This window comes from Streptomyces sp. NBC_01142, assembly GCF_026341125.1.
Lineage (GTDB): Bacteria > Actinomycetota > Actinomycetes > Streptomycetales > Streptomycetaceae > Streptomyces.
Genome location: NZ_JAPEOR010000001.1, coordinates 2,581,114 through 2,601,392, shown reverse-complemented (window position 1 = coordinate 2,601,392; position 20,279 = coordinate 2,581,114). Strand labels below are relative to the sequence as shown.

The 20,279-nt window shown below is 68.9% G+C and carries 17 protein-coding genes; 10 read left to right on the top strand and 7 right to left on the bottom strand.

Features of this window, described 5'->3' with window-relative positions; all coding sequences use genetic code 11:
- The first annotated feature begins 489 nt into the window (after positions 1-489).
- Both OG883_RS11860 and OG883_RS11855 read left to right on the top strand, forming a co-directional pair.
- The gene (locus OG883_RS11860; RefSeq protein WP_266538818.1) at positions 490-750 is read left to right on the top strand and encodes a hypothetical protein; all 261 of its coding nucleotides are present in this window, start codon (positions 490-492) and stop codon (positions 748-750) included.
- Between the two features lie 163 nt (positions 751-913).
- Entirely contained in the window at positions 914-1,882 is a 969-nt protein-coding gene (locus OG883_RS11855) for a hypothetical protein (RefSeq protein WP_266538815.1), read from the top strand.
- Between the two features lie 202 nt (positions 1,883-2,084).
- Here OG883_RS11855 and OG883_RS11850 read toward each other — a convergent pair whose 3' ends face one another.
- Complete coding sequence (locus tag OG883_RS11850; protein WP_266538813.1) at positions 2,085-2,519, bottom strand: YchJ family protein; 435 nt, start codon at positions 2,517-2,519, stop codon at positions 2,085-2,087.
- Positions 2,520-2,634: 115 nt separating this feature from the next.
- Here OG883_RS11850 and OG883_RS11845 point away from each other — a divergent pair, with 115 nt between their 5' ends.
- The 5 genes from OG883_RS11845 (at position 2,635) to OG883_RS11825 (ending at position 10,682) form a co-directional block, all read left to right on the top strand.
- Complete coding sequence (locus OG883_RS11845; RefSeq protein ID WP_266538810.1) at positions 2,635-4,419, top strand: FAD-dependent oxidoreductase; 1,785 nt, start codon at positions 2,635-2,637, stop codon at positions 4,417-4,419.
- Between the two features lie 172 nt (positions 4,420-4,591).
- Complete coding sequence (locus OG883_RS11840) at positions 4,592-5,938, top strand: 6-phospho-beta-glucosidase (protein ID WP_266538807.1); 1,347 nt, start codon at positions 4,592-4,594, stop codon at positions 5,936-5,938.
- A 258-nt stretch (positions 5,939-6,196) separates the two neighbouring features.
- Positions 6,197-7,489 carry an MFS transporter gene (locus OG883_RS11835; protein WP_266538803.1) on the top strand — a complete coding sequence of 431 codons (1,293 nt, stop codon included), beginning with the start codon at positions 6,197-6,199 and terminating at the stop codon, positions 7,487-7,489.
- 83 nt (positions 7,490-7,572) lie between these two features.
- Complete coding sequence (locus OG883_RS11830) at positions 7,573-8,769, top strand: anhydro-N-acetylmuramic acid kinase (protein ID WP_266541446.1); 1,197 nt, start codon at positions 7,573-7,575, stop codon at positions 8,767-8,769.
- Entirely contained in the window at positions 8,766-10,682 is a 1,917-nt protein-coding gene (locus OG883_RS11825; protein ID WP_266538800.1) for a M64 family metallopeptidase, read from the top strand. Before OG883_RS11830 ends, OG883_RS11825 begins: the two co-directional genes overlap by 4 nt.
- Positions 10,683-10,901: 219 nt before the next feature.
- Here OG883_RS11825 and OG883_RS11820 read toward each other — a convergent pair whose 3' ends face one another.
- On the bottom strand, positions 10,902-11,153 hold the full coding sequence (locus OG883_RS11820; protein WP_266538798.1) for a DUF397 domain-containing protein: 252 nt from the start codon (positions 11,151-11,153) through the stop codon (positions 10,902-10,904).
- Positions 11,154-12,014, bottom strand: a complete 861-nt coding sequence (locus OG883_RS11815) for a helix-turn-helix transcriptional regulator (protein WP_266538795.1) — start codon at positions 12,012-12,014, stop codon at positions 11,154-11,156. It lies immediately after the preceding gene.
- Positions 12,015-12,138: 124 nt separating this feature from the next.
- Here OG883_RS11815 and OG883_RS11810 point away from each other — a divergent pair, with 124 nt between their 5' ends.
- The 3 genes from OG883_RS11810 to OG883_RS11800 are packed head-to-tail and all read left to right on the top strand — an operon-like array spanning position 12,139 to position 13,359.
- On the top strand, positions 12,139-12,594 hold the full coding sequence (locus OG883_RS11810; RefSeq protein ID WP_266538792.1) for an ATP-binding protein: 456 nt from the start codon (positions 12,139-12,141) through the stop codon (positions 12,592-12,594).
- Positions 12,595-12,641: 47 nt separating this feature from the next.
- Positions 12,642-13,007, top strand: coding sequence for a hypothetical protein (locus tag OG883_RS11805; protein ID WP_266541443.1), 366 nt, complete (start codon positions 12,642-12,644; stop codon positions 13,005-13,007).
- A gap of 58 nt (positions 13,008-13,065) precedes the next feature.
- Positions 13,066-13,359: a hypothetical protein gene (locus OG883_RS11800; RefSeq protein WP_266538789.1), complete on the top strand. Its 294-nt coding sequence runs from the start codon at positions 13,066-13,068 to the stop codon at positions 13,357-13,359.
- 100 nt (positions 13,360-13,459) lie between these two features.
- Here the strand turns inward: OG883_RS11800 and ahcY are convergent, their stop codons facing one another.
- From ahcY to OG883_RS11780, 4 genes are read right to left on the bottom strand one after another with little or no spacing between them, the layout of a single operon-like run.
- Entirely contained in the window at positions 13,460-14,875 is a 1,416-nt protein-coding gene (gene ahcY, locus OG883_RS11795) for an adenosylhomocysteinase (protein ID WP_266538786.1), read from the bottom strand.
- Complete coding sequence (gene metF / locus OG883_RS11790) at positions 14,853-15,755, bottom strand: methylenetetrahydrofolate reductase [NAD(P)H] (RefSeq protein ID WP_266538783.1); 903 nt, start codon at positions 15,753-15,755, stop codon at positions 14,853-14,855. Before metF ends, ahcY begins: the two co-directional genes overlap by 23 nt.
- Positions 15,752-19,264 carry a methionine synthase gene (gene metH, locus OG883_RS11785; protein WP_266538780.1) on the bottom strand — a complete coding sequence of 1,171 codons (3,513 nt, stop codon included), beginning with the start codon at positions 19,262-19,264 and terminating at the stop codon, positions 15,752-15,754. Before metH ends, metF begins: the two co-directional genes overlap by 4 nt.
- On the bottom strand, positions 19,261-20,244 hold the full coding sequence (locus OG883_RS11780; protein ID WP_266538777.1) for a carbohydrate kinase family protein: 984 nt from the start codon (positions 20,242-20,244) through the stop codon (positions 19,261-19,263). The genes metH and OG883_RS11780 overlap by 4 nt, the downstream gene beginning before the upstream one ends.
- Positions 20,245-20,279: the final 35 nt, after the last annotated feature.

Below are 20,279 nucleotides of genomic sequence, written 5' to 3'. Positions count from 1 at the left end.
CTGGCCGGCGCCGGAGGTGGCGTGCCCTCGGGGTCCGAGTCCGGAGGTGGTGTGCCCTCGGAGTCCGCGACCGGCGGGTCCGCGACCGGCATCGATCAACCTCTTTGCCATGGCGGTCACTTCACGCGCGCGGGCGTGGGCGGTGACGGGGCCGCCACTGTCCGTCCTGGTCCGTGTGTCGCGGGACCACCGATTCGGGGGACGGTCGGCGTTCGCGTAGGGTATGTCGGCGGTGCAGCCGGAGGCGGGCCGCCGGGCGAGTCCCGCAGGCGCGCATTTCTCGTACGACCCTGTCCTTCCCGACCAGTTCGACCGGGGCGCGGCCGACGGGATCACTGCGTACTTCGGCTCTTCCAGATCCCTGCGTAAACGGTTGCCACCCCGAGACATCCCCGCCGACAAACCCGGAAGCACGTCCGGTACGTATGGAGGGAGCAGGCCGCCGACCGCCGGCGGCCGCCCGACAGAAGAAGCAGAGAAGGACAACACGTGACCGCGTCACCCCTCATCCCCGTGCCGATCCCCGATGGCGTGGCCGCGTTGATCGGGTCCTGCATGCCGCTCCACATACTGCAGGCGGAGATCGACGCCGAGTGCGCCGTACGTGAGGTGTACCGGTTCCACGGCCCACTGTGCGCCGAGGACCGGGCGGACCGGGAGCACGCGCTGTCCACTCTGGCCCGGGCCAACAAGGTGCTGGCCGCGTACAACCCCAGGCTGATCATCAAGCCCGGCCGCGCCGCACACTGACACCGGCGCCCGGCCTCGTCATGTCCACCCTTGCAGCGACCACCCTCCGGCCTCGCAGGCGCCATCGCCCGGGCGATCCCGGGCCGGCGGTCCGCTGAGGTCGCGGGGGCCGGGTGTGGCCCGCCCGGCCCTCGCCCCGGCGCCCCCTCTATGGTTGCTTCCCATGTGGCCAGGACAGCAGCCGTCGGGGGGCGAGCAGAACTCGCAGGACCGGCACGTGAATCCGTACCAGCAGCCCAACCCGTACCAGCAGCCCCAGCAGCCGGGACAGGTGCCGTGGGCCGCCCCCACGGTCCCGGTGGGTACGCCCCCGCCTCCGCCTCCGCGGGGCGGCGGCAGAAAGACCACGGTCATCGCCGTCGCCGCGGCCGCCGCCGTGGTCATCACGGCCGCCGCAACCGGCTTCCTGGTCCTGGGCGGTGACAAGGACGACTCCGCCGACCCGAAGCGGTCCGAGTCCTCGTCGTCCCCGGGGACGGGGCCGACCCGTTCGGGCGGCGACGACGCGGCCCGTGGCGGCAACCAACCGGAACCGGTCGTTCCAGGCTGGAAGGTCGTGGTGAACGCCAAGCGCGGTATCGCCTTCGACGTGCCCGCGGAATGGGATCGCAAGTCGCAGGACTGGGCCACCTACGTCTCCGACGACCGGGATCCGGAGGAGAAGCCCCTCGTCGGCTTCGCGGCCCCGGCGATGCTCAAGGAGAAGTGGTGCCAGTCGGACGACAACATGGACGGCACCAAAGAGGACTCGGCGCTCGCCTCCGCCGGCTCCCGGCGTGAGAACGGCGCCAGGAGCGCCGAGGACGCGGCCCGCACCAACGTGTCCCTGTGGATCTACGGCGCGTACGCCCAGCCGGACAAGAAGAAGGTCAGGACCGGTGCGGCGGAGCCGTACACCACCACATCGGGCATCAAGGGCAGCGTGGTCACGGCAGTGTCCGTCGGCGTCGAGAAGAAGGGCAAGTGCGACACTGACGGCAAGGCCACCGCGTTCGCGTTCAAGGACCCCAAGGGCGACTTCGTGTCGTGGACCTTCCTCGGCGCGAAGGGCGTGCAGGAGGAAGTGCCGGACGCGACGGTGCGGAAGATCCTCAGCACGGTGCGGCTGGCCGACGGCCCGCCGGCCTCCTGAGCCGTGGGCTTTCAGACTCGTAGACCTTCTCACCTGTGAGCCTTCAGACCTGTAGGCCTTCAGCGCTTCTCGCGATGGCTCATCCAGGGCCGCCGAGCCACTACCCACCACACGGGGCTGGACGGGGCATGGCCGCGATGCGGGCGAAGGTCGCGGGAGGGCCGCGGGGGTCCTCGGCCTGAGGAGTCACTCCACGAAAGAGTCACTCCACGAAGGTGCCTTCCACGTACACCCACGCGCCGTTTCGCCGTTCGAAGGTGCTGCGCTCGTGGAGGGCGCCCCGCTGCCCATGGTGCCGGTAGCGGGCCCGGAAGGTGACGGTCCCCGTGGTGTGGAACGCGCTGCCGCCCGTCGTCTGCATGATCTCCAGACTCGTCCACTGCGTCCCGGGGTCGAGCTCCAGGTGCCGCGGTCTGGTCGCGGGGTGCCATGTACGCACCAGATACGCCACGTCCTGGGCCACGAAGGCGCTGTAGCGGGAGCGCATCAGCAGCTCGGCGGTGGGGGCGGCTTCCGCTCCGCTGTGGAACCGGCCGCAGCACTCGCCGTAGGACGCGGGCAGCCCGCAGGGGCAGGGGGAGGCGCCGGTGAGGGCCGGTGCCGGGGTGTGCTTGGAGCGTGAGCTGCGTCGGGACATGCCTCTATTTTCCAGCCAATGCGCGAATGGGCCCGCACGTGGCTTCCGGGTCATGAGGGATCTCCGTAAGCTCCTGCGCCGGACGCGACAGTTACCGTCGGTAAGGGGGATGGGGATGGATCGGGTGGGCAGCACACGACGCACCTTCATGGCGGGGGCTGCCGCGGCCGGCGGCACAGCAGCGCTGGCCACGGCACGTACAGCCGCAGCGGCCGAACAGAGGTCCCCGGACGGCACACGGGCCGCGCAGTCGGTCGCCGTGCTCGGCGGCGGCGTCGCCGGACTCACCGCCGCGCACGAGCTGGCAGAACGCGGCTTCCGGGTCACGGTCTACGAGCGCAGGGCCCTGGGCGGCAAGGCGCGCAGCATGGACGTCCCGGACAGTGCGAGGGGCGGCCGCCGCCCGCTGCCCGCCGAGCACGGCTTCCGCTTCATCCCCGGCATCTACCACAATCTGCCGGACACGATGCGGCGCATCCCGTTCCCCGGAAACGCCAACGGTGTCTGGGACAATCTGGTCGCGCCGTCCGAGATGTCGTTCGCTCGCACCGGGCGCGAGGATCTGCGGATCCCCCTGCCCTGGCCCGGACACAAGCCGCCCGAGCTCACACTCGACGAGATCCGCCGCGCGCTCACCGCCGCGCTGGACACCCTCAAAGGCATCCCGGTGCATGAGGCGGCCTACTTCGTGAACCGTGGCCTGGTCTTTCTCACCAGCTGCGCGGAGCGGCGCGACGAGAGGTGGGAGCGCACGCCCTGGTGGGAGTTCATCCGGGCCGAGCGGATGAGTTACGACTACCAGCGCATTCTGGCCGTCGGACTGACGCGGAACATCGTGGCGACCAAAGCCGAGGAGGCCAGCACCCGCACGGTCGCCACCCTCCTGGAGGCCTTCGTCTTCAATGCGCTGGGCCGGGGCGCGGACGGGCCGCTCGACCGGATCCTCAACGCCCCCACCAACGAGGCCTGGATCGACCCCTGGGTGACCCATCTGGAAGGGTTGGGCGTGGAGTTCCGTATCGGCTGGACGGTACGGGAGGTGAAGTACGGTGGCGAGCGAGTCACGTCGGCGGTGATCGAGGACCCGCAGGGCGTACGCCGGTCGGTGACCGCCGACCACTATCTCTCCGCGATGCCGGTGGAGCATGCGCGCCGGACCTGGGGGGCCGAGTTACGCGCGGCCGACCCGCAGCTGCCGCGGTGCGACAAGCTGGAGACGGACTGGATGACAGGCATCCAGTTCTATCTGACCGAGCGGGCGCCGCTGCTGGACGGACACCTCAACTGCATCGACTCGCCGTGGTCCCTGACGGCGATTCAGCAGGCCGGGCACTGGCCGTCCCGGGACTTCCCCGCCGACTACGGCGACGGCGTCGCGGTGGACTGCCTGTCCGTGGACATCTCCGAGTGGGACAAGCCCGGCATCCTGTACGGGAAGACCGCCAAGCAGTGCACCCGTACGGAGGTGGCCAGGGAGGTGTGGGCGCAGCTGAAGGCCGCCGTCAACGACACGGGCCGCACGGTCCTCAAGGACAGTGCGCTGCACTCCTGGTTCCTCGACCCGGGCGTGGACGGCCTCGGCACCCCCAACCCGACCAACCAGGACGAGCTCCTGGTCCACCCGGTCGGCACCTTCCACAACCGTCCGCAGGCCGCCACCAGGATCCCCAACTTCTTCCTGGCGGGCGACTACGTCGCCGTCGACATCGACCTGGCGACGATGGAGGGCGCCAATGCCTCGGCCCGCGCTGCCGTCAACGCCCTGCTGGACAGGACCGGTTCGACGGCGGCGCGCTGCACGGTGAAGGCACTCTTCCGCGCGCCCGAGATCGAACTGCTCAAGCGCCACGACCGCACCCGCTACCGGCTGGGGCTGCGCAACGCGTTCGATCTGGGGTGAGCCGGGCTTCACCCTCTCTGCACGCTTCGAGGCAACCATCAGGACGCTCTCCCTCGGCACGCACGACAGAAACGACGCGGGCGGCGGGCGGCGCACGACCTGCGGCGGACGGCACGAGCGGCGGGGACGCATGGCTGAGAAACCACCGGGAGCTGCCGAGTAGCGTACGGGCATGAAGCTCACGATTCTCGGCGGCGGTGGATTCCGGGTGCCTCTGGTGTACGGGGCGCTGCTCGGCGATCACGCCGAGGGCCGCGTCACCCGGGTCACGCTGCACGATGTGGACGCGGACCGCCTCGGGGCCGTGGCCAGGGTCCTTGCCGAGCAGGCCGCGGCGCAGCCGGACGCGCCCCTGGTCACGGTGACCACCGACCTGGACGAGGCCGTCCGGGACGCCGACTTCGTCTTCTCCGCGATCCGCGTCGGCGGCCTCGCGGGCCGGGCGGCCGACGAGCGGATCGCGCTGGCCGAGGGAGTGCTCGGCCAGGAGACGGTCGGCGCGGGCGGTATCGCGTACGGACTGCGCACGGTTCCGGTGGCCGTCCATATCGCCCGCCGGGTGGCGGCGCTCGCCCCCGACGCCTGGGTCATCAACTTCACCAACCCGGCGGGCCTCGTCACCGAGGCCATGTCCCGGATCCTCGGCGACCGGGTCATCGGCATCTGCGACTCACCGGTGGGGCTCGGCCGCCGGGTCGCCCGCGTGCTCGGCGCCGACCCCGGCACCGCGTGGATCGACTACGTCGGCCTCAACCACCTCGGCTGGCTGCGCGGGCTGCGGGTCGCCGGGCGCGACGAGCTGCCGCGGCTGCTCGCCGACACCGAGGCACTGGGCTCCTTCGAGGAGGGCAGGCTCTTCGGCCCCGACTGGCTCCGGTCGCTCGGCGCGATCCCCAACGAATATCTGCACTACTACTACTTCAACCGCGAGACCGTGCGCGCCTACCAGGAGGCGAAGCAGACCAGGGGTGCGTTCCTCAAGGAGCAACAGGCCGGTTTCTACGAGGCGATGAAGAAGCCCGGCGCCCCTGCCCTGGCGGCCTGGCACCGCACGCTCGCCGAGCGCGAGGCGACCTATATGGCGGCCAACCGCGAGGCGGCGGGCGTCGGCGAGCGCGATGAGGACGACCTGGAGTCCGGCGGGTACGAGAAGGTCGCCCTCGCCCTGATGCGTGCCGTTGCCCGCGACGAGCGCACCACGCTGATCCTCAATGTCCGCAATCGCGGCACCCTCTCCGTGCTCGATGCGGAGGCGGTCATCGAGGTGCCCTGCTTCGTGGATGCGAACGGCGCCCATCCGGTCGCGGTCGCCCCGCTCCCGTACCACGCCGTCGGTCTCGTGACCTCGGTAAAGGCCGTGGAGCGCGAGGTTCTGGAGGCGGCGGAGGGCGGCTCGCGCGCACATGCGGTGAAGGCGTTCGCACTGCACCCGCTCGTCGACTCGGTGACGGTCGCCCGGCGGCTCGTCGACGGCTACCGGGCCGAACATCCGGGACTCGCCTATCTGACGCGTACGTAGCGGCGGAGTCCTTACGGGTCGCTGCTGGTCACCGGCGCGGGTCGGTCGGCGAGGCGGCATCCGGCTCCGGCTCCGGCTCCGGCGGACCGTCGCCGGACGAGCCGGTGACCGGCTTCCCTGCGGGCACCCGCGCCGAGCCACAAAGGCGGGCTGCACGCGACGGGGGCGCCGAACAAGCAAGGTGAGGCGATTTCAGTGAGGCGGGCCGACTGCGCAGCGGTGAGCATCCCGCCGTGGTCCTGAGGGCAAGTAGCAGGAATGACGACCTCCGCCGGGACGACCACCCCGCCCACCCGCTCGCGCCGCGCGCTGCTGGCGGGTTCGGTCGGCAATTTCGTCGAGTGGTACGAGTTCGGCGTCTACGGCTACTTCGCGACGATCATCGCCGCGAACTTCTTCACGCCCGAGGGCGCAAGCGATGCCGAAGGCCTCGTCAAGACCTACGCGTCCTTCGCACTGGCGTTCTTCTTCCGGCCGATCGGGGCCGCGCTCTTCGGCCGGGTGGGCGACCGTATCGGCCGGCGCCCCACCCTGATCCTGGTCATCGGACTGATGACGGTCGCCACCACACTGATCGGGGTGCTGCCCACCTATGCCTCGATCGGTGCGGCCGCCCCGTGGCTGCTCACCTTCCTCCGTATCCTCCAGGGCCTCTCCGCGGGCGGCGAGTTCGGCGGCGCCGTATCGCTCATGACCGAGTTCGCGCCTCCCGGCCGACGCGGTCTGTACGGATCGTGGCAGTCCTTCACGGTCGCTCTCGGCCTGCTCGGCGGCGCGGGCGTCGCGGCGCTGCTCGCCACCGTGCTGTCCGAGGAAGCGCTGAACGGCTGGGGCTGGCGCGTGCCGTTCCTGCTGACACTGCCGCTCGGCCTGGTCGCCCTCTGGCTGCGGCTCCGTCTGGAGGAGACGCCCAGTTTCCGGCGGGTGGAGGCCGAACCGGTGCCTCCGCCGCGCACCGCCGACGTGGTGAAGGCGATTGTGCTGGGCGCCGGGCGGATCATGGGGTGGGCCGCGGCGGGCTACACCTTCCTGGTCGTCCTGCCCTCCTATCTGCAGTCCACGCTGAACGCGTCCTTCCAGGAGGCACTGATCGCCACCGTCCTCGCCAACCTCGGCTTCGCCGCGTCGATCATCCCGGCGGGGCGGCTCAGTGACCGGATCGGCCGGCGCACGGTGATGCTGACCGGCGCGGTCCTGGTCACCGCGCTGGCTCTCCCGCTCATCAATCTGCTGCAGCATCAGAGCACTTCGACCATCGCCAAAGGACTCGCGGTCTTCGCCGCCGGTGCGGTCGTCGGACTGATGGCGGGCCCGGGCCCCGCGATGCTCGCCGAGATGTTCCCGACGACCGTCCGCTGCACCGGGCTCGGCCTCGCCTACGCCCTGGCCAACGCCGTCTTCTCGGGCTGCGCCGGGCTCATCATCACCGAGCTGATCAAGAGGACGGGTGATGTCGACATCCCTGCCTACTACGCGGCCGGAGCCTGCGCGGTCAGCGTGCTCGCCCTGCTGACCCTGCGCGGCGACGACCATCGCAAGCCGCTGCGATGAAGGAGACCGGTCCGATGAGTGGCGTCGGTGCGCTGAGCGGGTTCATGCGTGAGTGGCGTCGGTGCGCTGAGCGGGGTCGTGCGATGAGAGTCGTCGGGCTGATGTCGGGGACGTCGTACGACGCGATCGACGCCGCGGCCGCCGATATCGCCCTCGGCAAGGACACCCTGACGGTGACCCCGCTCGGGATGATCAGCGAGGAATACGACGAGGAGCTGCGGACGGCGCTGGCCGGCGCGCTGCCGCCCGCCACGACCACCATGGCGGAGGTCTGCCATCTGGACACCCTCATCGGGCAGGCCTTTGCGCTCGCCGTGCGCGCCGACCGTGAACTGTGCGAGGGCCGGGCCGACCTCGTCGCCTCGCACGGTCAGACCGTCTACCACTGGGTGGCGGACGGCCAGGCGCACGGCACCCTCCAGCTCGGGCAGCCCGCCTGGATCGCCGAAGCCTCCGGCTGCCCCGTCGTCTCCGACTTCCGGCCCCGCGACATCGCCGTCGGCGGTCAGGGCGCTCCGCTGGTGAGCCTGGTCGACGTGCTGTGGCTGCGTGGCCGGCCCGGTGCGCCGGTCGCCCTGAACCTCGGCGGTATCGCCAACCTCACCGCCCTGCCCACGACGGGCGACCCGGTCGCCTTCGACACCGGCCCGGCCAATGCGCTGCTCGACGCGGCGGTGCAGGAGCTGACCGGCGGCGGGCCAGCGTACGACACCGACGGGGCACTCGCCGCCGCCGGCACGGTCCATGAGCCGCTGCTCCGGCGGCTGCTCGAGGAGCCGTACTACCGGCTGCCCGCCCCCAAGACGACGGGGAAGGAACTCTTCCATCTGTCCTATCTGCGCGCCGCGTTGGAGAATTTCGGCCGACTTCCGGCGGTGGACGTCATCGCCACGCTCACCCGGCTGACCGCGCGGACGGTCGCGGATGCGGTGCGGCCGTTGCGGGCGACCGAGGTGATCGCGTCCGGCGGCGGCACCCGCAATCCGGTCCTGATGGAGATGCTCGGCCACGAGCTCGGCGGGACACCACTGCGCACCTCGGACGAGCTGGGGCTGCCATCCGCCGCCAAGGAGGCGTACGCCTTCGCCGTCCTGGGCTTTCTGACCCTCCACGGGCTGCCGGGCAACGAGCCCGCCTGCACCGGCGCCCGCGCACCCCGCGTCCTCGGCTCGATCACTCCTGGGCGCCGCACCCTGCGGCTGCCGCATCTCCCCGGCCACTTGGTCAACTCCCTTGTCTTTACGCCCCCTTGGACGGAGTCGTACGCTCCGGCCTCATGACCTCACCCGGCATACGACCCCGAAGAATGCCGCTGCTCGCCACCGCGGGCGCGCTCCTCGCCGCCTGCCTGCTGGGCGCCTCTCCCTCGGCCACCGCCCAGGAGTCGCCCGCGCCGGTGACCGAAGCCGCCACCGTCGTCCCCGTGCAGACCACAGGGCCCGCGGACAAGCGTTTCAATCTCGTCCTGCTCGGCGACGGCTATACGGCCGCCGAACTGCCGGCCTTCCGCGCCGATGTCGACAAGCACCTCAATGTGCTCTGGTCCACCGAGCCCTTCGCCTCGTACCGCCCGTACATCAACGTCTGGGCGGTGGAGGTCCCCTCGGCCGAGTCCGGTGTCGACTGCGACCCGGCTCTGGACTCACCGCGCCGCGACACGCCTCTGAACATGGGTTTCTGGGGCGGCTGCAACGCGAGCAGCGTGCAGCGCCTGCTCACCGTCGACAGCGGGCCGGCGACGGCGCTCGCCGACCTCGTCCCCGGCTCCGTGAGCGCGAACCGGCAGATCGTGGCCCTCGCCAACAGCGACACCTACGGCGGCGCGGGCGGGACCTACGCCACGGCCTCCGGCGGCAATGCGCTCTCCTCGCTGATCACCCCGCACGAGATCGGCCATTCGCTGGGCAAGCTCCAGGACGAGTACGACTACTACGCGCGCGGAGTCGCGGGCGGTACGTACAGCGAGGGCGAGCCCTCCTCCGCCCACCACACGCTGCTCACCGAGGAGCAGATGAAGCAGCAGCGTGCCAAGTGGTGGCGCTGGCTGGGTGAGAAGAGCGAGTCCGGCGGCGTGATCGGCCGGTACGAGGGCGGTCTGTACAGCACCAAGGGCGTCTGGCGGCCCAGCAAGCACTCGATCATGAAGACCCTCGGGTACGCCTTCGACCAGGTCGAGCGCGAGGTGATGGTGCAGAAGATCTCCGCCAAGGTGAATCTCGTACAGGGCCACACCCCGAACACCGCGGCGATCGGCGACGACCGGACGGTGTGGGTGGACACCCTGCATCCGGCCGGCGGGGAACTGGATGTCGCATGGCGGCTCGACGGACGTCCGCTGCACTCCGCCGGCGATGCGCGCACCCTCGATCTGCGCCGGCTGCAACTCCCCCGCGGCACACATACGCTGACGGCCACGGTCACCGATCCGACGCCGTACGTCCGTGACCCGGCGATCCGGTCCTCCTCCGCGCTGACACGCACTGTCTCCTGGACCGTGGACACGGCACTCACCACCCGGCCGGAGCCTGTGCCCGCCGCCTTCACCGGCCACACCGACACCAAGGTCCCGGTGGGCTCCGCGACGGTCGTGCACGCCGACACCACGCACCCCGCCGACCGGACCCTGGCGGTCCGCTGGACGCTCGACGGCCGCCCGGTCACCAACCCGGGCAACGACCGCGACCTCGATCTGGGCGCGCTGCGGCTGCGGCCGGGTACCCACACCCTCACGGCCAGGATCGGCGGCACGCACTCCACGCTCAGCTGGACGGTCGACGCGGCCCCGGCGCAGGCCACGTACGCACTCTCGAAGCCGCTGCGCACGGTGCACCGGCCCGGCAGGCCGGTGGAGTACGTCTATGACGGCCCGTTCACGATGAAGCTGACGTCGCGCGACGCCCAGGACGGGTATGTGGTCACGCAGTTCAGGGTCGACGGCGACGGCTGGCAGACGTACTACGGCTGGCCGACGGATGCCGACGCGCCCTACCGTTTCACCCCGAGCGGCACGGTCATCGACGATCTCGTCCACGGCAAGCTCGGCAGGACGCGCGCCGTTCCGTGGGACGACGCGACGCCCGACTACGGCACCCACACGATCGAGTACCGGACCGTCGACTCGGCCGGGAACGTCTCCGCGCCGCAGAGGTTCCTCACGACGCTGCTTGCCCCGGCCGCCCCTGTCGGCGGGTGAGCAGGCCGCTCACGTCTGCGGTGCTCTCGTCGCCGCTTCCGTGGGCAGGTGTCGCTCCGTCAGGGCCACACAGGACGTCAGCAGCTCGGTGCCGACCCATGCCGCGGCGAACTCCCCAGGCTGGTGCCGGGGTGAGCGAGAGGGTGCTCCGCGCTCGCGGGCTGCCACGTTGCGACCTGGTCCAGGCGGTTCACCGGTCGTACGGGCCGCGCTCGTCGCCTACGAAGTGCAGGCGTCGGTGAGCAGGAAGTCGGCCTTGCCGGACTTCGCTCCCTGGATGAACGCGGCGATCTCGCCGGAGGTGTAGATCAGGGCGGGGCCGTCGGGGTCGGCGGACTGGCGCACAGCGACTCTGCCGTCGGCCAGCTTCATGGCCTCGATGCAGTTGCCGCCGTTGCCGCCGCTCCACGGCTTGTGCCAGCCTTCGGCCGGCAGGTCGGCGGCGGGCATGCCGTTGTATATGCGGTCCATTCACAGCTCCTTGCGGAGATCCATGAGGATCTCCTTCGTGCGTTGTGCAGTCGCGGCCTGGGCCGCCATGCGGTCCATGACCTCGAGGTGCGAGGCAACCTCGGGGCGCGCGTCCAGATAGACCGCGCCGGTCAGGTACTCGCTGTAGACCATGTCCGGGAGCTCCGGGACGGCGAACCGGAAGAGGACGAAGGGCCCATAGGTGCCGGGATGGTGTCCGGTCGCGAACTCCGCGATCTGCAGGGTCACATGGGGCAGCTGGGCGCCCTCCAGCAGCCGGTCGATCTGCGCTCTCATCACCCCGGGACCTCCGACGGGCCGGCGGAGCACCGTCTCGTCCATGATCACCCACAGCTTGGGGGCGTCCGGCCGGGCGAGCAGGGACTGACGTTCCATCCGCAGAGCCACATGCCGCTCGATGTCGGCCGGGTCGGTCTGGCCGACGGCGCCGCCGAGCATGATGGCGCGGGCGTAATCCTGCGTCTGCAACAGACCGGGCACGAAGTGCGGTTCATACGCACGGATGAGGCTGGCCGCGCCCTCCAGGCTGACGTACATGCTGAACCAGTGGGGCAGTACGTCGTGGAAGCGCTGCCACCAGCCCGGTTTGTTGGCCTCCTCGGCCAGCTCGACGAAGCCGCGGGCCTCATCGTCGGGGATCCCGTACGCACCGAGCAGCAACTGCACATAGGGGATTTTCAGTGCTACTTCGGCCGTCTCCATCCTGCGGATCGTGCCCGGGGCAACGCGAAGCACCTTGGCCGCTTCCTCGCGCTTGAGACCGGCACGTTCCCGCAGGTCCTGCAGCCGCCTGCCGAGGACGACCTGGCCCACAGTGGGGGCGGATCGCGGTTCACTCACTTCGAGACCTCCCCACGTGCTGTTGCGAGCAGTGTGCCACGACCCCGCAACGATGAATATGCCCACTCTGAAAATTTCAGAGTGGGCCTTGCCAAGGTGTGTGTTGCGGCGGGACAGTGGTCACGTGAACCGTGACGCGCTCACTACCCAGCTTTTGGACCCGTGCTCGGGGGCCGACCACAACCGGTACGGCTTCGAGCTGCCGGCGCGCGTCGAATTCGTTGCCAGAGCCAGAAAAATGGCCCAAGCGGTGCTCAACCGCTGGGGCGTTGGCGGCGATGTTCACGACACGGCGATGCTGGTCGTCTCCGAGCTGGTCACCAATGCGGTCGTACACACCGACGGCCATCTGGTCGCCTGCGAACTCCTCAACGGCGCCCAGCGCTTGCGCATAACCGTGCAGGACCAGGGGTCCGCACCCACCGGCCCGCGAGTGTGCCGTGTCGCCGAGGAAGAACGCGGACGAGGGCTGCTGCTGGTGGAGACAGTGAGCAGCGCCTGGGGCACGCATGCGTCGAAGTCCGGCCCGGGACGCGTCGTATGGGCTGAACTGCCCTACGTCGCGGAGATGCCGTGCTGAAGAACCGGGCGACCCTCCTCGTCCGGAGCGGCCGCCGTGACGCAGAGATGCGGATGACCCGTCTCGTCCTGCCGCCCCCGCTGGAGCCCTCGCTCGGCTGCGATGCCGTGGGCGTTCCCGTGCGGTACGGATTCCGGCTCCTGAGCCGAATGCCGCGCAGCGGCTGCGTCTTCGCCGACACCGACTGGTGGTGGTGGATCGTCCCGGCCGGCTCGGACGCGGAGCTGACCTGGCCGCTGCCCTCGCACTACGCCCGCGGGGCGTACGTACCGGCGACGAGCCTCCGTCTGATCCGGCCACCCGACGACAACAGCCCATATACCCCTCCTATCCCGCTCTATTTGATGGCCTGCCAGCTCACCGGAACCGCTCCACTATGGGCGGCCGGAGTCGGCAGCGCCAGGGGGGCATGAGCGGGCACCTCCCGGCCCAGTCAGGTTGGGCCGGGAGGTGACGGATAGTCTTCCGTGCATGTCAGAAGCCAATTCGAGCCCGGAACGGCAGGGGCTCACACCACGCCAGGCACGCCGTGTACGGACAGCCCTCTCGGCGGTCATCATGATCGCCGTGGCCGTCACTCTGGTACTGCGGCTCGGCAGCACCCACTCGGTACTCACCATGGGCTTCTACGGCATCGCGCTGATCCTCTCGGGCAGCGCACTCGTCCTCAGCCGGGTGGGGCGCACCCGGGTGGCCACGGCGGTACTCGGAGTCGGCGTCGCCGTGGCCGTGGTCGCGGAGTGGGCCGTCGCGTCGATGCGCTGACCGAGGGCCGGTGAGGGGGCGACGGGGCAGGCCCCCGCCGGGGGATGGGCGGGGGCCTGGTTCTTGGGCGGCCCGCTCCTGGGGGCCGGTCCGTGACTGATCAGTAGCGGTAGTGGTCGGGCTTGTACGGGCCGTCGACCTCGACGCCGATGTAGGCGGCCTGCTCGGGACGGAGCGTGGTCAGCTTCACGCCGAGCGCGTCCAGGTGCAGACGGGCGACCTTCTCGTCCAGGTGCTTGGGCAGCACATACACGTCGGTCGGGTACTCCTGCGGCTTGGTGAACAGCTCGATCTGGGCCAGCGTCTGGTCCGCGAAGCTGTTCGACATCACGAAGGAGGGGTGACCGGTCGCATTGCCCAGGTTCAGCAGACGGCCCTCGGACAGCACGATCAGCACCTTGCCGTCCGGGAACGTCCAGGTGTGCACCTGCGGCTTGACCTCGTCCTTGACGATCCCCGGAGTCCGAGCCAGACCGGCCATGTCGATCTCGTTGTCGAAGTGACCGATGTTCCCGACGATCGCCTGGTGCTTCATCCTGGCCATGTCCGCGGCCATGATGATGTCCTTGTTGCCCGTCGTGGTCACGAAAATGTCCGCGACACCCACCACGTCGTCCAGCGTGGCCACCTGGTAGCCGTCCATCGCCGCCTGCAGCGCACAGATCGGGTCGATCTCAGTGATGATCACCCGGGCACCCTGACCACGCAGCGACTCCGCACAGCCCTTGCCCACATCGCCGTAACCGAACACGACCGCGACCTTGCCACCGATCAGCACATCGGTAGCACGGTTGATCCCGTCGATCAGCGAATGCCGGCAGCCGTACTTGTTGTCGAACTTCGACTTCGTCACCGCGTCGTTCACATTGATCGCCGGGAACAGCAGACTCCCGTCCCGGTGCATCTCGTACAGACGATGCACACCCGTCGTCGTCTCCTCCGTGACACCACGGATCTCGGAGGCGAGTCCGGTCCAGTCGAGGGTGGAGCGGTTCAACAACTCGAGTACGCAGCGGAACTCGTCGTTGTCCGCCGTCGAGGGGTCCGGGGCCGCGCCGGCCTTCTCGAACTCCACACCCTTGTGGACCAGGAGGGTGGCGTCACCACCGTCGTCCAGGATCATGTTCGGGCCACCGGTGGGGGTGTTCGGCCAGGTCAGCGCCTGCTCCGTGCACCACCAGTACTCCTCCAGCGTCTCGCCCTTCCAGGCGAAGACAGGAATACCCGCCGCGGCGATGGCGGCGGCCGCGTGGTCCTGGGTGGAGAAGATGTTGCAGGACGCCCAGCGGACCTCGGCGCCCAGTGCGACCAGGGTCTCGATCAGGACGGCAGTCTGCACCGTCATGTGCAGTGAACCGGTGATCCGGGCACCGGCCAGCGGCTGCGAAGCCGCGTACTCCTTACGGATCGACATCAGACCGGGCATCTCGTGCTCGGCGAGAGTGATCTCCTTGCGGCCGAAGGCGGCGAGGGAAAGGTCGGCCACCTTGAAGTCAGTGGCGGACTGAGAGGGCATGGGTACTCCTCGTCTTCCTGACGCCCCGGTGTATCTCCACCGTCGCAGGCGATCGGTTCAGGGTGATGTAGTGCAGGCCCGGAGCGCCCTCGTCGAGAAGCCGCTCCGCCATCGCGATCGCATGGTCGACACCGATCCGATGAGATGCGTCCGGGTTGTCCCTGGCCGTGTGAAGTCGCCCGGCCAGGTCGTCGGGGAAGGCCGCGTCGCTGAGTTCGGCGAAGCGGCGGATCTGCCGGTAGTCGGTCGCCGGCATGATCTCGGGGATGATGGGGGTGTCGCAGCCCGCCGCCGCGGCCCGGTCGCGCAGCCTCAGGTAGTACTCGACGTCGAAGAACATCTGGGTGATGGCGTAGTCCGCGCCCGCGCGGCACTTGGCCGCGAAGTGCCGGATGTCGCTGTCCCAGTCCGGGGAGCGCGGATGACACTCGGGGAAGGCCGCGACACCGACACTGAAGTCCCCCAACTCTTTTACCAGCTCGACCAGTTCGGCCGCGTATGCCAATCCCTGCGGATGGGGGGTCCAGGCGCCCTTCGGGTCGCCGGGCGGGTCGCCGCGCAGGGCAAGGACGTCCCGGATGCCTGCGTCGGCGTACTGGCCGATGATGTGCCGCAGTTCGGCCACCGAGTGGCCCACGGCGGTGAGATGGGCCACCGGGCGCAGCGTGGTCTGCGAGGCGATCTTCTTCGTTACGGCGACGGTACGGTCCCGGGACGACCCGCCCGCGCCGTACGTCACCGAGACGAAGGCCGGCGAGAGGGCCTCGATCCTGCGGATGGCGTCCCAGAGTCGCTCCTCGCCGACGTCGGTCCTGGGCGGGAAGAACTCGAAGGAGTACGACCGCTCCCCCGCCGCCAGAACATCGCGCACTGTCCTCACGCTCGTGCCCTTCCCGTGTTGAAGTACGTGGCTTCGGGGTGGTGGATGACGATGGCGTCGGTGGACTGTTCGGGGTGGAGCTGGAATTCCTCGGAGAGCTGGACCCCGATCCGTTCGGGCTGGAGCAGGTCGGCGATCTTCGCGCGGTCCTCCAGGTCCGGACACGCTCCGTATCCGAGGGAGAAACGGGCGCCCCGGTACTTCAGGGCGAACACATCGTTCAAAAAAGTCACAGCCTCCACGTCGGCGGGGTCCTCGCCGGCGAAGCCGAGCTCGGAGCGGACCCGGGCGTGCCAGTACTCGGCCAGGGCTTCGGCAAGCTGCACGGACAGGCCGTGCAGTTCGAGGTAGTCGCGGTAGGCGTCGGCCTCGAAGAGCTCGGCGGTGGCTTCTCCGATCTTCGAGCCGACGGTGGCGACCTGCAGGCCCACCACGTCCCTCTCGCCTGATTCCTCGGGACGGAAGTAGTCCGCCAGGCAGAGCCGGCGCCCGCGCCGCTGACGCGGGAAGGAGAAACGGGTCCGCTCGGAGCCGTCGTCGTTGAGCAGGATCAGATCCTCACCCTTGGACACACAGGGGAAGTAGCCGTAGACGACCGCTGCTTCCAGCATGTTGCCGGTGTGGAGCTGGTCCAGCAAGCCACGCAGCCGCGGCCGGCCCTCGCTCTCGACGAGGTCTTCATAGCTCGGCCCGCCCGCACGGGCCTGCTTGAGACCCCACTGGCCCTTGAACAGTGCGCCCTCATCCAGCCAGGACGCATACTCCTTCAGCTGGATACCCTTGATCACCCGCGTTCCCCAGAACGGCGGGAGGGGCACCGGATTGTCGACCGCCACATCCGAGCGGCCACCACCGTCGGGCTCACTGACCTGAAGCAGCGGCGCATCACGCCTGGCCACCCGGCGCTGCTTCAGTTCGGGCAGCACAGCCCCCGGGACACCGCGTTTGACCGCGATCAGGGCATCCATCAGCCGCAGACCCTCGAACGCGTCACGGGCGTAGCGGACTTCGCCCTCGTAGATTTCGTGGAGGTCCTGTTCGACATAGGCGCGGGTCAGTGCCGCGCCGCCCAGGATGACGGGGTAGTCGGCGGCCATCTTGCGCTGGTTCAGCTCCTGAAGGTTCTCCTTCATGATGACGGTGGACTTCACCAGCAGACCGGACATGCCGATCACATCCGCACGGTGTTCCTCGGCCGCCTCCAAGATCGCGGAGACCGGCTGCTTGATACCGAGGTTGACGACGTTGTAGCCGTTGTTGGACAGAATGATGTCGACGAGGTTCTTCCCGATGTCATGGACATCCCCGCGGACCGTGGCCAGCACGATCGTGCCCTTGCCCTCCGCGTCGGACTTCTCCATGTGCGGCTCCAGGAAAGCCACCGCGTTCTTCATCACCTCCGCCGACTGAAGGACGAACGGCAGCTGCATCTGACCGGAGCCGAACAGCTCACCGACAACCTTCATCCCCTCCAGCAGGGTGTCGTTCACGATGGCCAGCGCCGGCCTCGACTGCAGGGCCTCCTCCAGATCCGCCTCCAGACCGTTCTTCTCACCATCGATGATCCGCCGCTTGAGACGCTCCTCCAGCGGCAGCGCCATCAGCTCCTCGGCCTTGCCCGCCTTCATCGACTTCATGTTGACGCCCTCGAAAAGCTCCATGAGCTTCTGCAAGGGGTCATAACCCTCCGCACGGCGGTCGTAGATCAGATCGGAGGCGACCTTGACCTGCTCCTCCTCCAGCCGCGCAATCGGCAAAATCTTGGACGCATGCACGATCGCGGAATCCAGACCGGCCTTCACACACTCATCCAGGAACACCGAGTTCAGCACCACACGCGCAGCCGGATTGAGACCGAAGGAAATATTCGACAGACCCAGCGTGGTCTGCACATCAGGATGACGCCGCTTCAGCTCACCGATCGCCTCGATCGTGGCGATACCGTCCTTACGGGACTCCTCCTGACCCGTGCAGATCGTGAACGTCAGACAGTCGATCAGAATGTCCGACTCATGCACACCCCAGTTACCCGTCAGATCCTCAATCAGCCGCTCCGCGACAGCAACCTTGTGCTCGACCGTGCGGGCCTGGCCCTCCTCATCAATGGTCAGCGCGATCAGCGCCGCACCATGCTCCCGCGCCAGAGCCGTCACCCTCGCAAACCGCGACTCCGGCCCGTCCCCGTCCTCATAATTGACCGAGTTGATGACCGCACGCCCACCCAGCTTCTCCAACCCCGCCCGCAACACCGGCAGTTCCGTCGAATCCAGCACAACCGGCAACGTCGAAGCAGTCGCGAACCGGCCCGCCAGCTCCTCCATGTCCGCCACACCATCACGGCCGACATAGTCCACACACAGATCCAGCATGTGCGCACCCTCACGGATCTGATCCCGCGCCATCTCCACACAATCGTCCCAGCGGCCCTCAAGCATCGCCTCCCGGAACTTCCTGCTGCCATTGGCGTTGGTCCGCTCACCGATCGCCATATACGCCGTGTCCTGACGGAACGGCACACTCTGATACAACGACGCAGCACCCGGCTCCGGACGCGGATCCCGCACCGTGGGCACCACACCACGCACCCGCTCCACCACCTGCCGCAAATGCTCCGGCGTCGTACCGCAGCACCCCCCCACCAACGACAGCCCGTACTCCCGCACAAACGTCTCCTGCGCATCCGCCAGCTCACCCGCCGACAACGGATAATGCGCACCATCACGACCCAGCACCGGCAGCCCCGCATTGGGCATACACGACAACGGCACACGCGAATGCCGCGCCAGATACCGCAGATGCTCACTCATCTCCGCCGGACCCGTCGCACAGTTCAGACCGATCATGTCGATCCCCAACGGCTCCAACGCCGTCAACGCCGCACCGATCTCCGAACCAAGCAGCATCGTCCCCGTCGTCTCCACCGTCACCGAACAGATCAACGGCAGACTCACACCCATCACATCCAACGCCCGGCGGGCACCCAGCACCGCCGCCTTCGTCTGCAACAGATCCTGCGTCGTCTCCACCAGCAACGCATCCGCACCACCAACGATCATGCCCTCAGCATTCTGCTGATACGCATCCCGCAACGTCACATACGGCGCATGCCCCAACGTCGGCAGCTTCGTCCCCGGCCCCATCGAACCCAGCACCCACCGCTGCCGCCCCGACGAAAGGGTGAACTCATCCGCCACCTCACGCGCAATCCGCGCCCCCGACTCCGACAGCTCGAACACCCGCTCAGGAATGTCGTACTCCGCCAACGCCGCAAAGTTCGTACCGAACGTGTTCGTCTCCACACAGTCCACACCCACAGCGAAATACGCCGCATGCACCGACCGCACAATGTCCGGACGCGTCACATTCAGAATCTCGTTACAACCCTCAAGATTCTCGAAATCCTCCAACGACGGATCCTGCGCCTGAAGCATCGTGCCCATCGCACCATCAGCCACCACCACACGAGTGGCAAGCGCCTCACGAAGAGCGTCGATACGGGCCGCGCTCATCCCGCTGCCGCCAGATAGGGCGCGAGTCCGGCCGCCGCCTCGGCTCCGTACGTACCGCCTGCGCGTGCCGTCAGCTCGGCGCCCTTCAGTTCCTCCGGCTGGGTGCCGGTGGTCTCCAGGACGGTGGTCGCCAGCGTGCTGCCCAACTGCGCCGCGCGTTGCAGGCCGAGGCCCCACGCGGTCGCGGCCAGAAAGCCCGCCCGGAAGGCGTCCCCCGCGCCGGTCGGTTCGATTCGGCCGGCCGGCGGGACGGACGGGATGTCGAGGGGGCGCAGTCCGGCTCGTTCCAGATGGACCCCGTCCGCGCCCCGGGTGGTCACCCAGGTGCCGACCCGCCCGAGGATCTGCTGCTCGGTCCAGCCCGTCCGCTCCTGGATGAGCACACTCTCGTACTCATTGGTGAACAGATAGGCGGGGCGGTCGAGCAGTGCCCGGACCTCCTCGCGTCCCATGACCGCGAGCTGCTGCGAGGGGTCGGCGGCGAACCGCAGGCCGAGGGCCGTGCATTCACGGGTGTGGCGGATCATGGCCTCGGGGTCGTTGGGCGAGATCACCACGAGATCCAGTCCCCCGGACCGTTTGTGCACCGGAAGCAGGTCGATGGTGCGTGCTTCTCTCATGGCTCCGGCGTAGAAGGAGCCGATCTGGTTGTGGTCGGCGTCGGTGGTGCACACGAAGCGCGCGGTGTGCAGCGATTCACTGACGTGCACCGAGTCGGTGTCGACGCCGTTCTCCTTGAGCCAGACCTGGTAGTCGGCGAAATCCGTGCCCACCGCTCCGACGAGGTAGGGGCCGAGACCCAGCCGGCCGAGGCCGAAGGCGATGTTCGCCGCGACGCCGCCGCGCCGGATCTCGAGTTCCTCGACGAGGAAGGAGAGTGAGACCTTGTCGAGGCTGCCGGCGATGAGCTGCTCGGTGAACCGGCCGGGGAAGACCATGAGGTGGTCCGTTGCGATCGAACCAGTTACGGCTATGCGCACGGTCACTGCTCCTTCTGCGGTGGATGTACCTTCGG

Coding starts and splice junctions, on each gene's coding strand:
- OG883_RS11820 (WP_266538798.1), bottom strand. CDS start 11,153: ATGGACCGCATATACAACGGCATGCCCGCCGCCGACCTGCCGGCCGAA.
- OG883_RS11830 (WP_266541446.1), top strand. CDS start 7,573: ATGAGAGTCGTCGGGCTGATGTCGGGGACGTCGTACGACGCGATCGAC.
- OG883_RS11835 (WP_266538803.1), top strand. CDS start 6,197: ATGACGACCTCCGCCGGGACGACCACCCCGCCCACCCGCTCGCGCCGC.
- OG883_RS11840 (WP_266538807.1), top strand. CDS start 4,592: ATGAAGCTCACGATTCTCGGCGGCGGTGGATTCCGGGTGCCTCTGGTG.
- OG883_RS11800 (WP_266538789.1), top strand. CDS start 13,066: ATGTCAGAAGCCAATTCGAGCCCGGAACGGCAGGGGCTCACACCACGC.
- OG883_RS11805 (WP_266541443.1), top strand. CDS start 12,642: ATGCGGATGACCCGTCTCGTCCTGCCGCCCCCGCTGGAGCCCTCGCTC.
- OG883_RS11825 (WP_266538800.1), top strand. CDS start 8,766: ATGACCTCACCCGGCATACGACCCCGAAGAATGCCGCTGCTCGCCACC.
- ahcY (WP_266538786.1), bottom strand. CDS start 14,875: ATGCCCTCTCAGTCCGCCACTGACTTCAAGGTGGCCGACCTTTCCCTC.
- metH (WP_266538780.1), bottom strand. CDS start 19,264: ATGAGCGCGGCCCGTATCGACGCTCTTCGTGAGGCGCTTGCCACTCGT.
- OG883_RS11845 (WP_266538810.1), top strand. CDS start 2,635: ATGGATCGGGTGGGCAGCACACGACGCACCTTCATGGCGGGGGCTGCC.
- OG883_RS11855 (WP_266538815.1), top strand. CDS start 914: ATGTGGCCAGGACAGCAGCCGTCGGGGGGCGAGCAGAACTCGCAGGAC.
- OG883_RS11850 (WP_266538813.1), bottom strand. CDS start 2,519: ATGTCCCGACGCAGCTCACGCTCCAAGCACACCCCGGCACCGGCCCTC.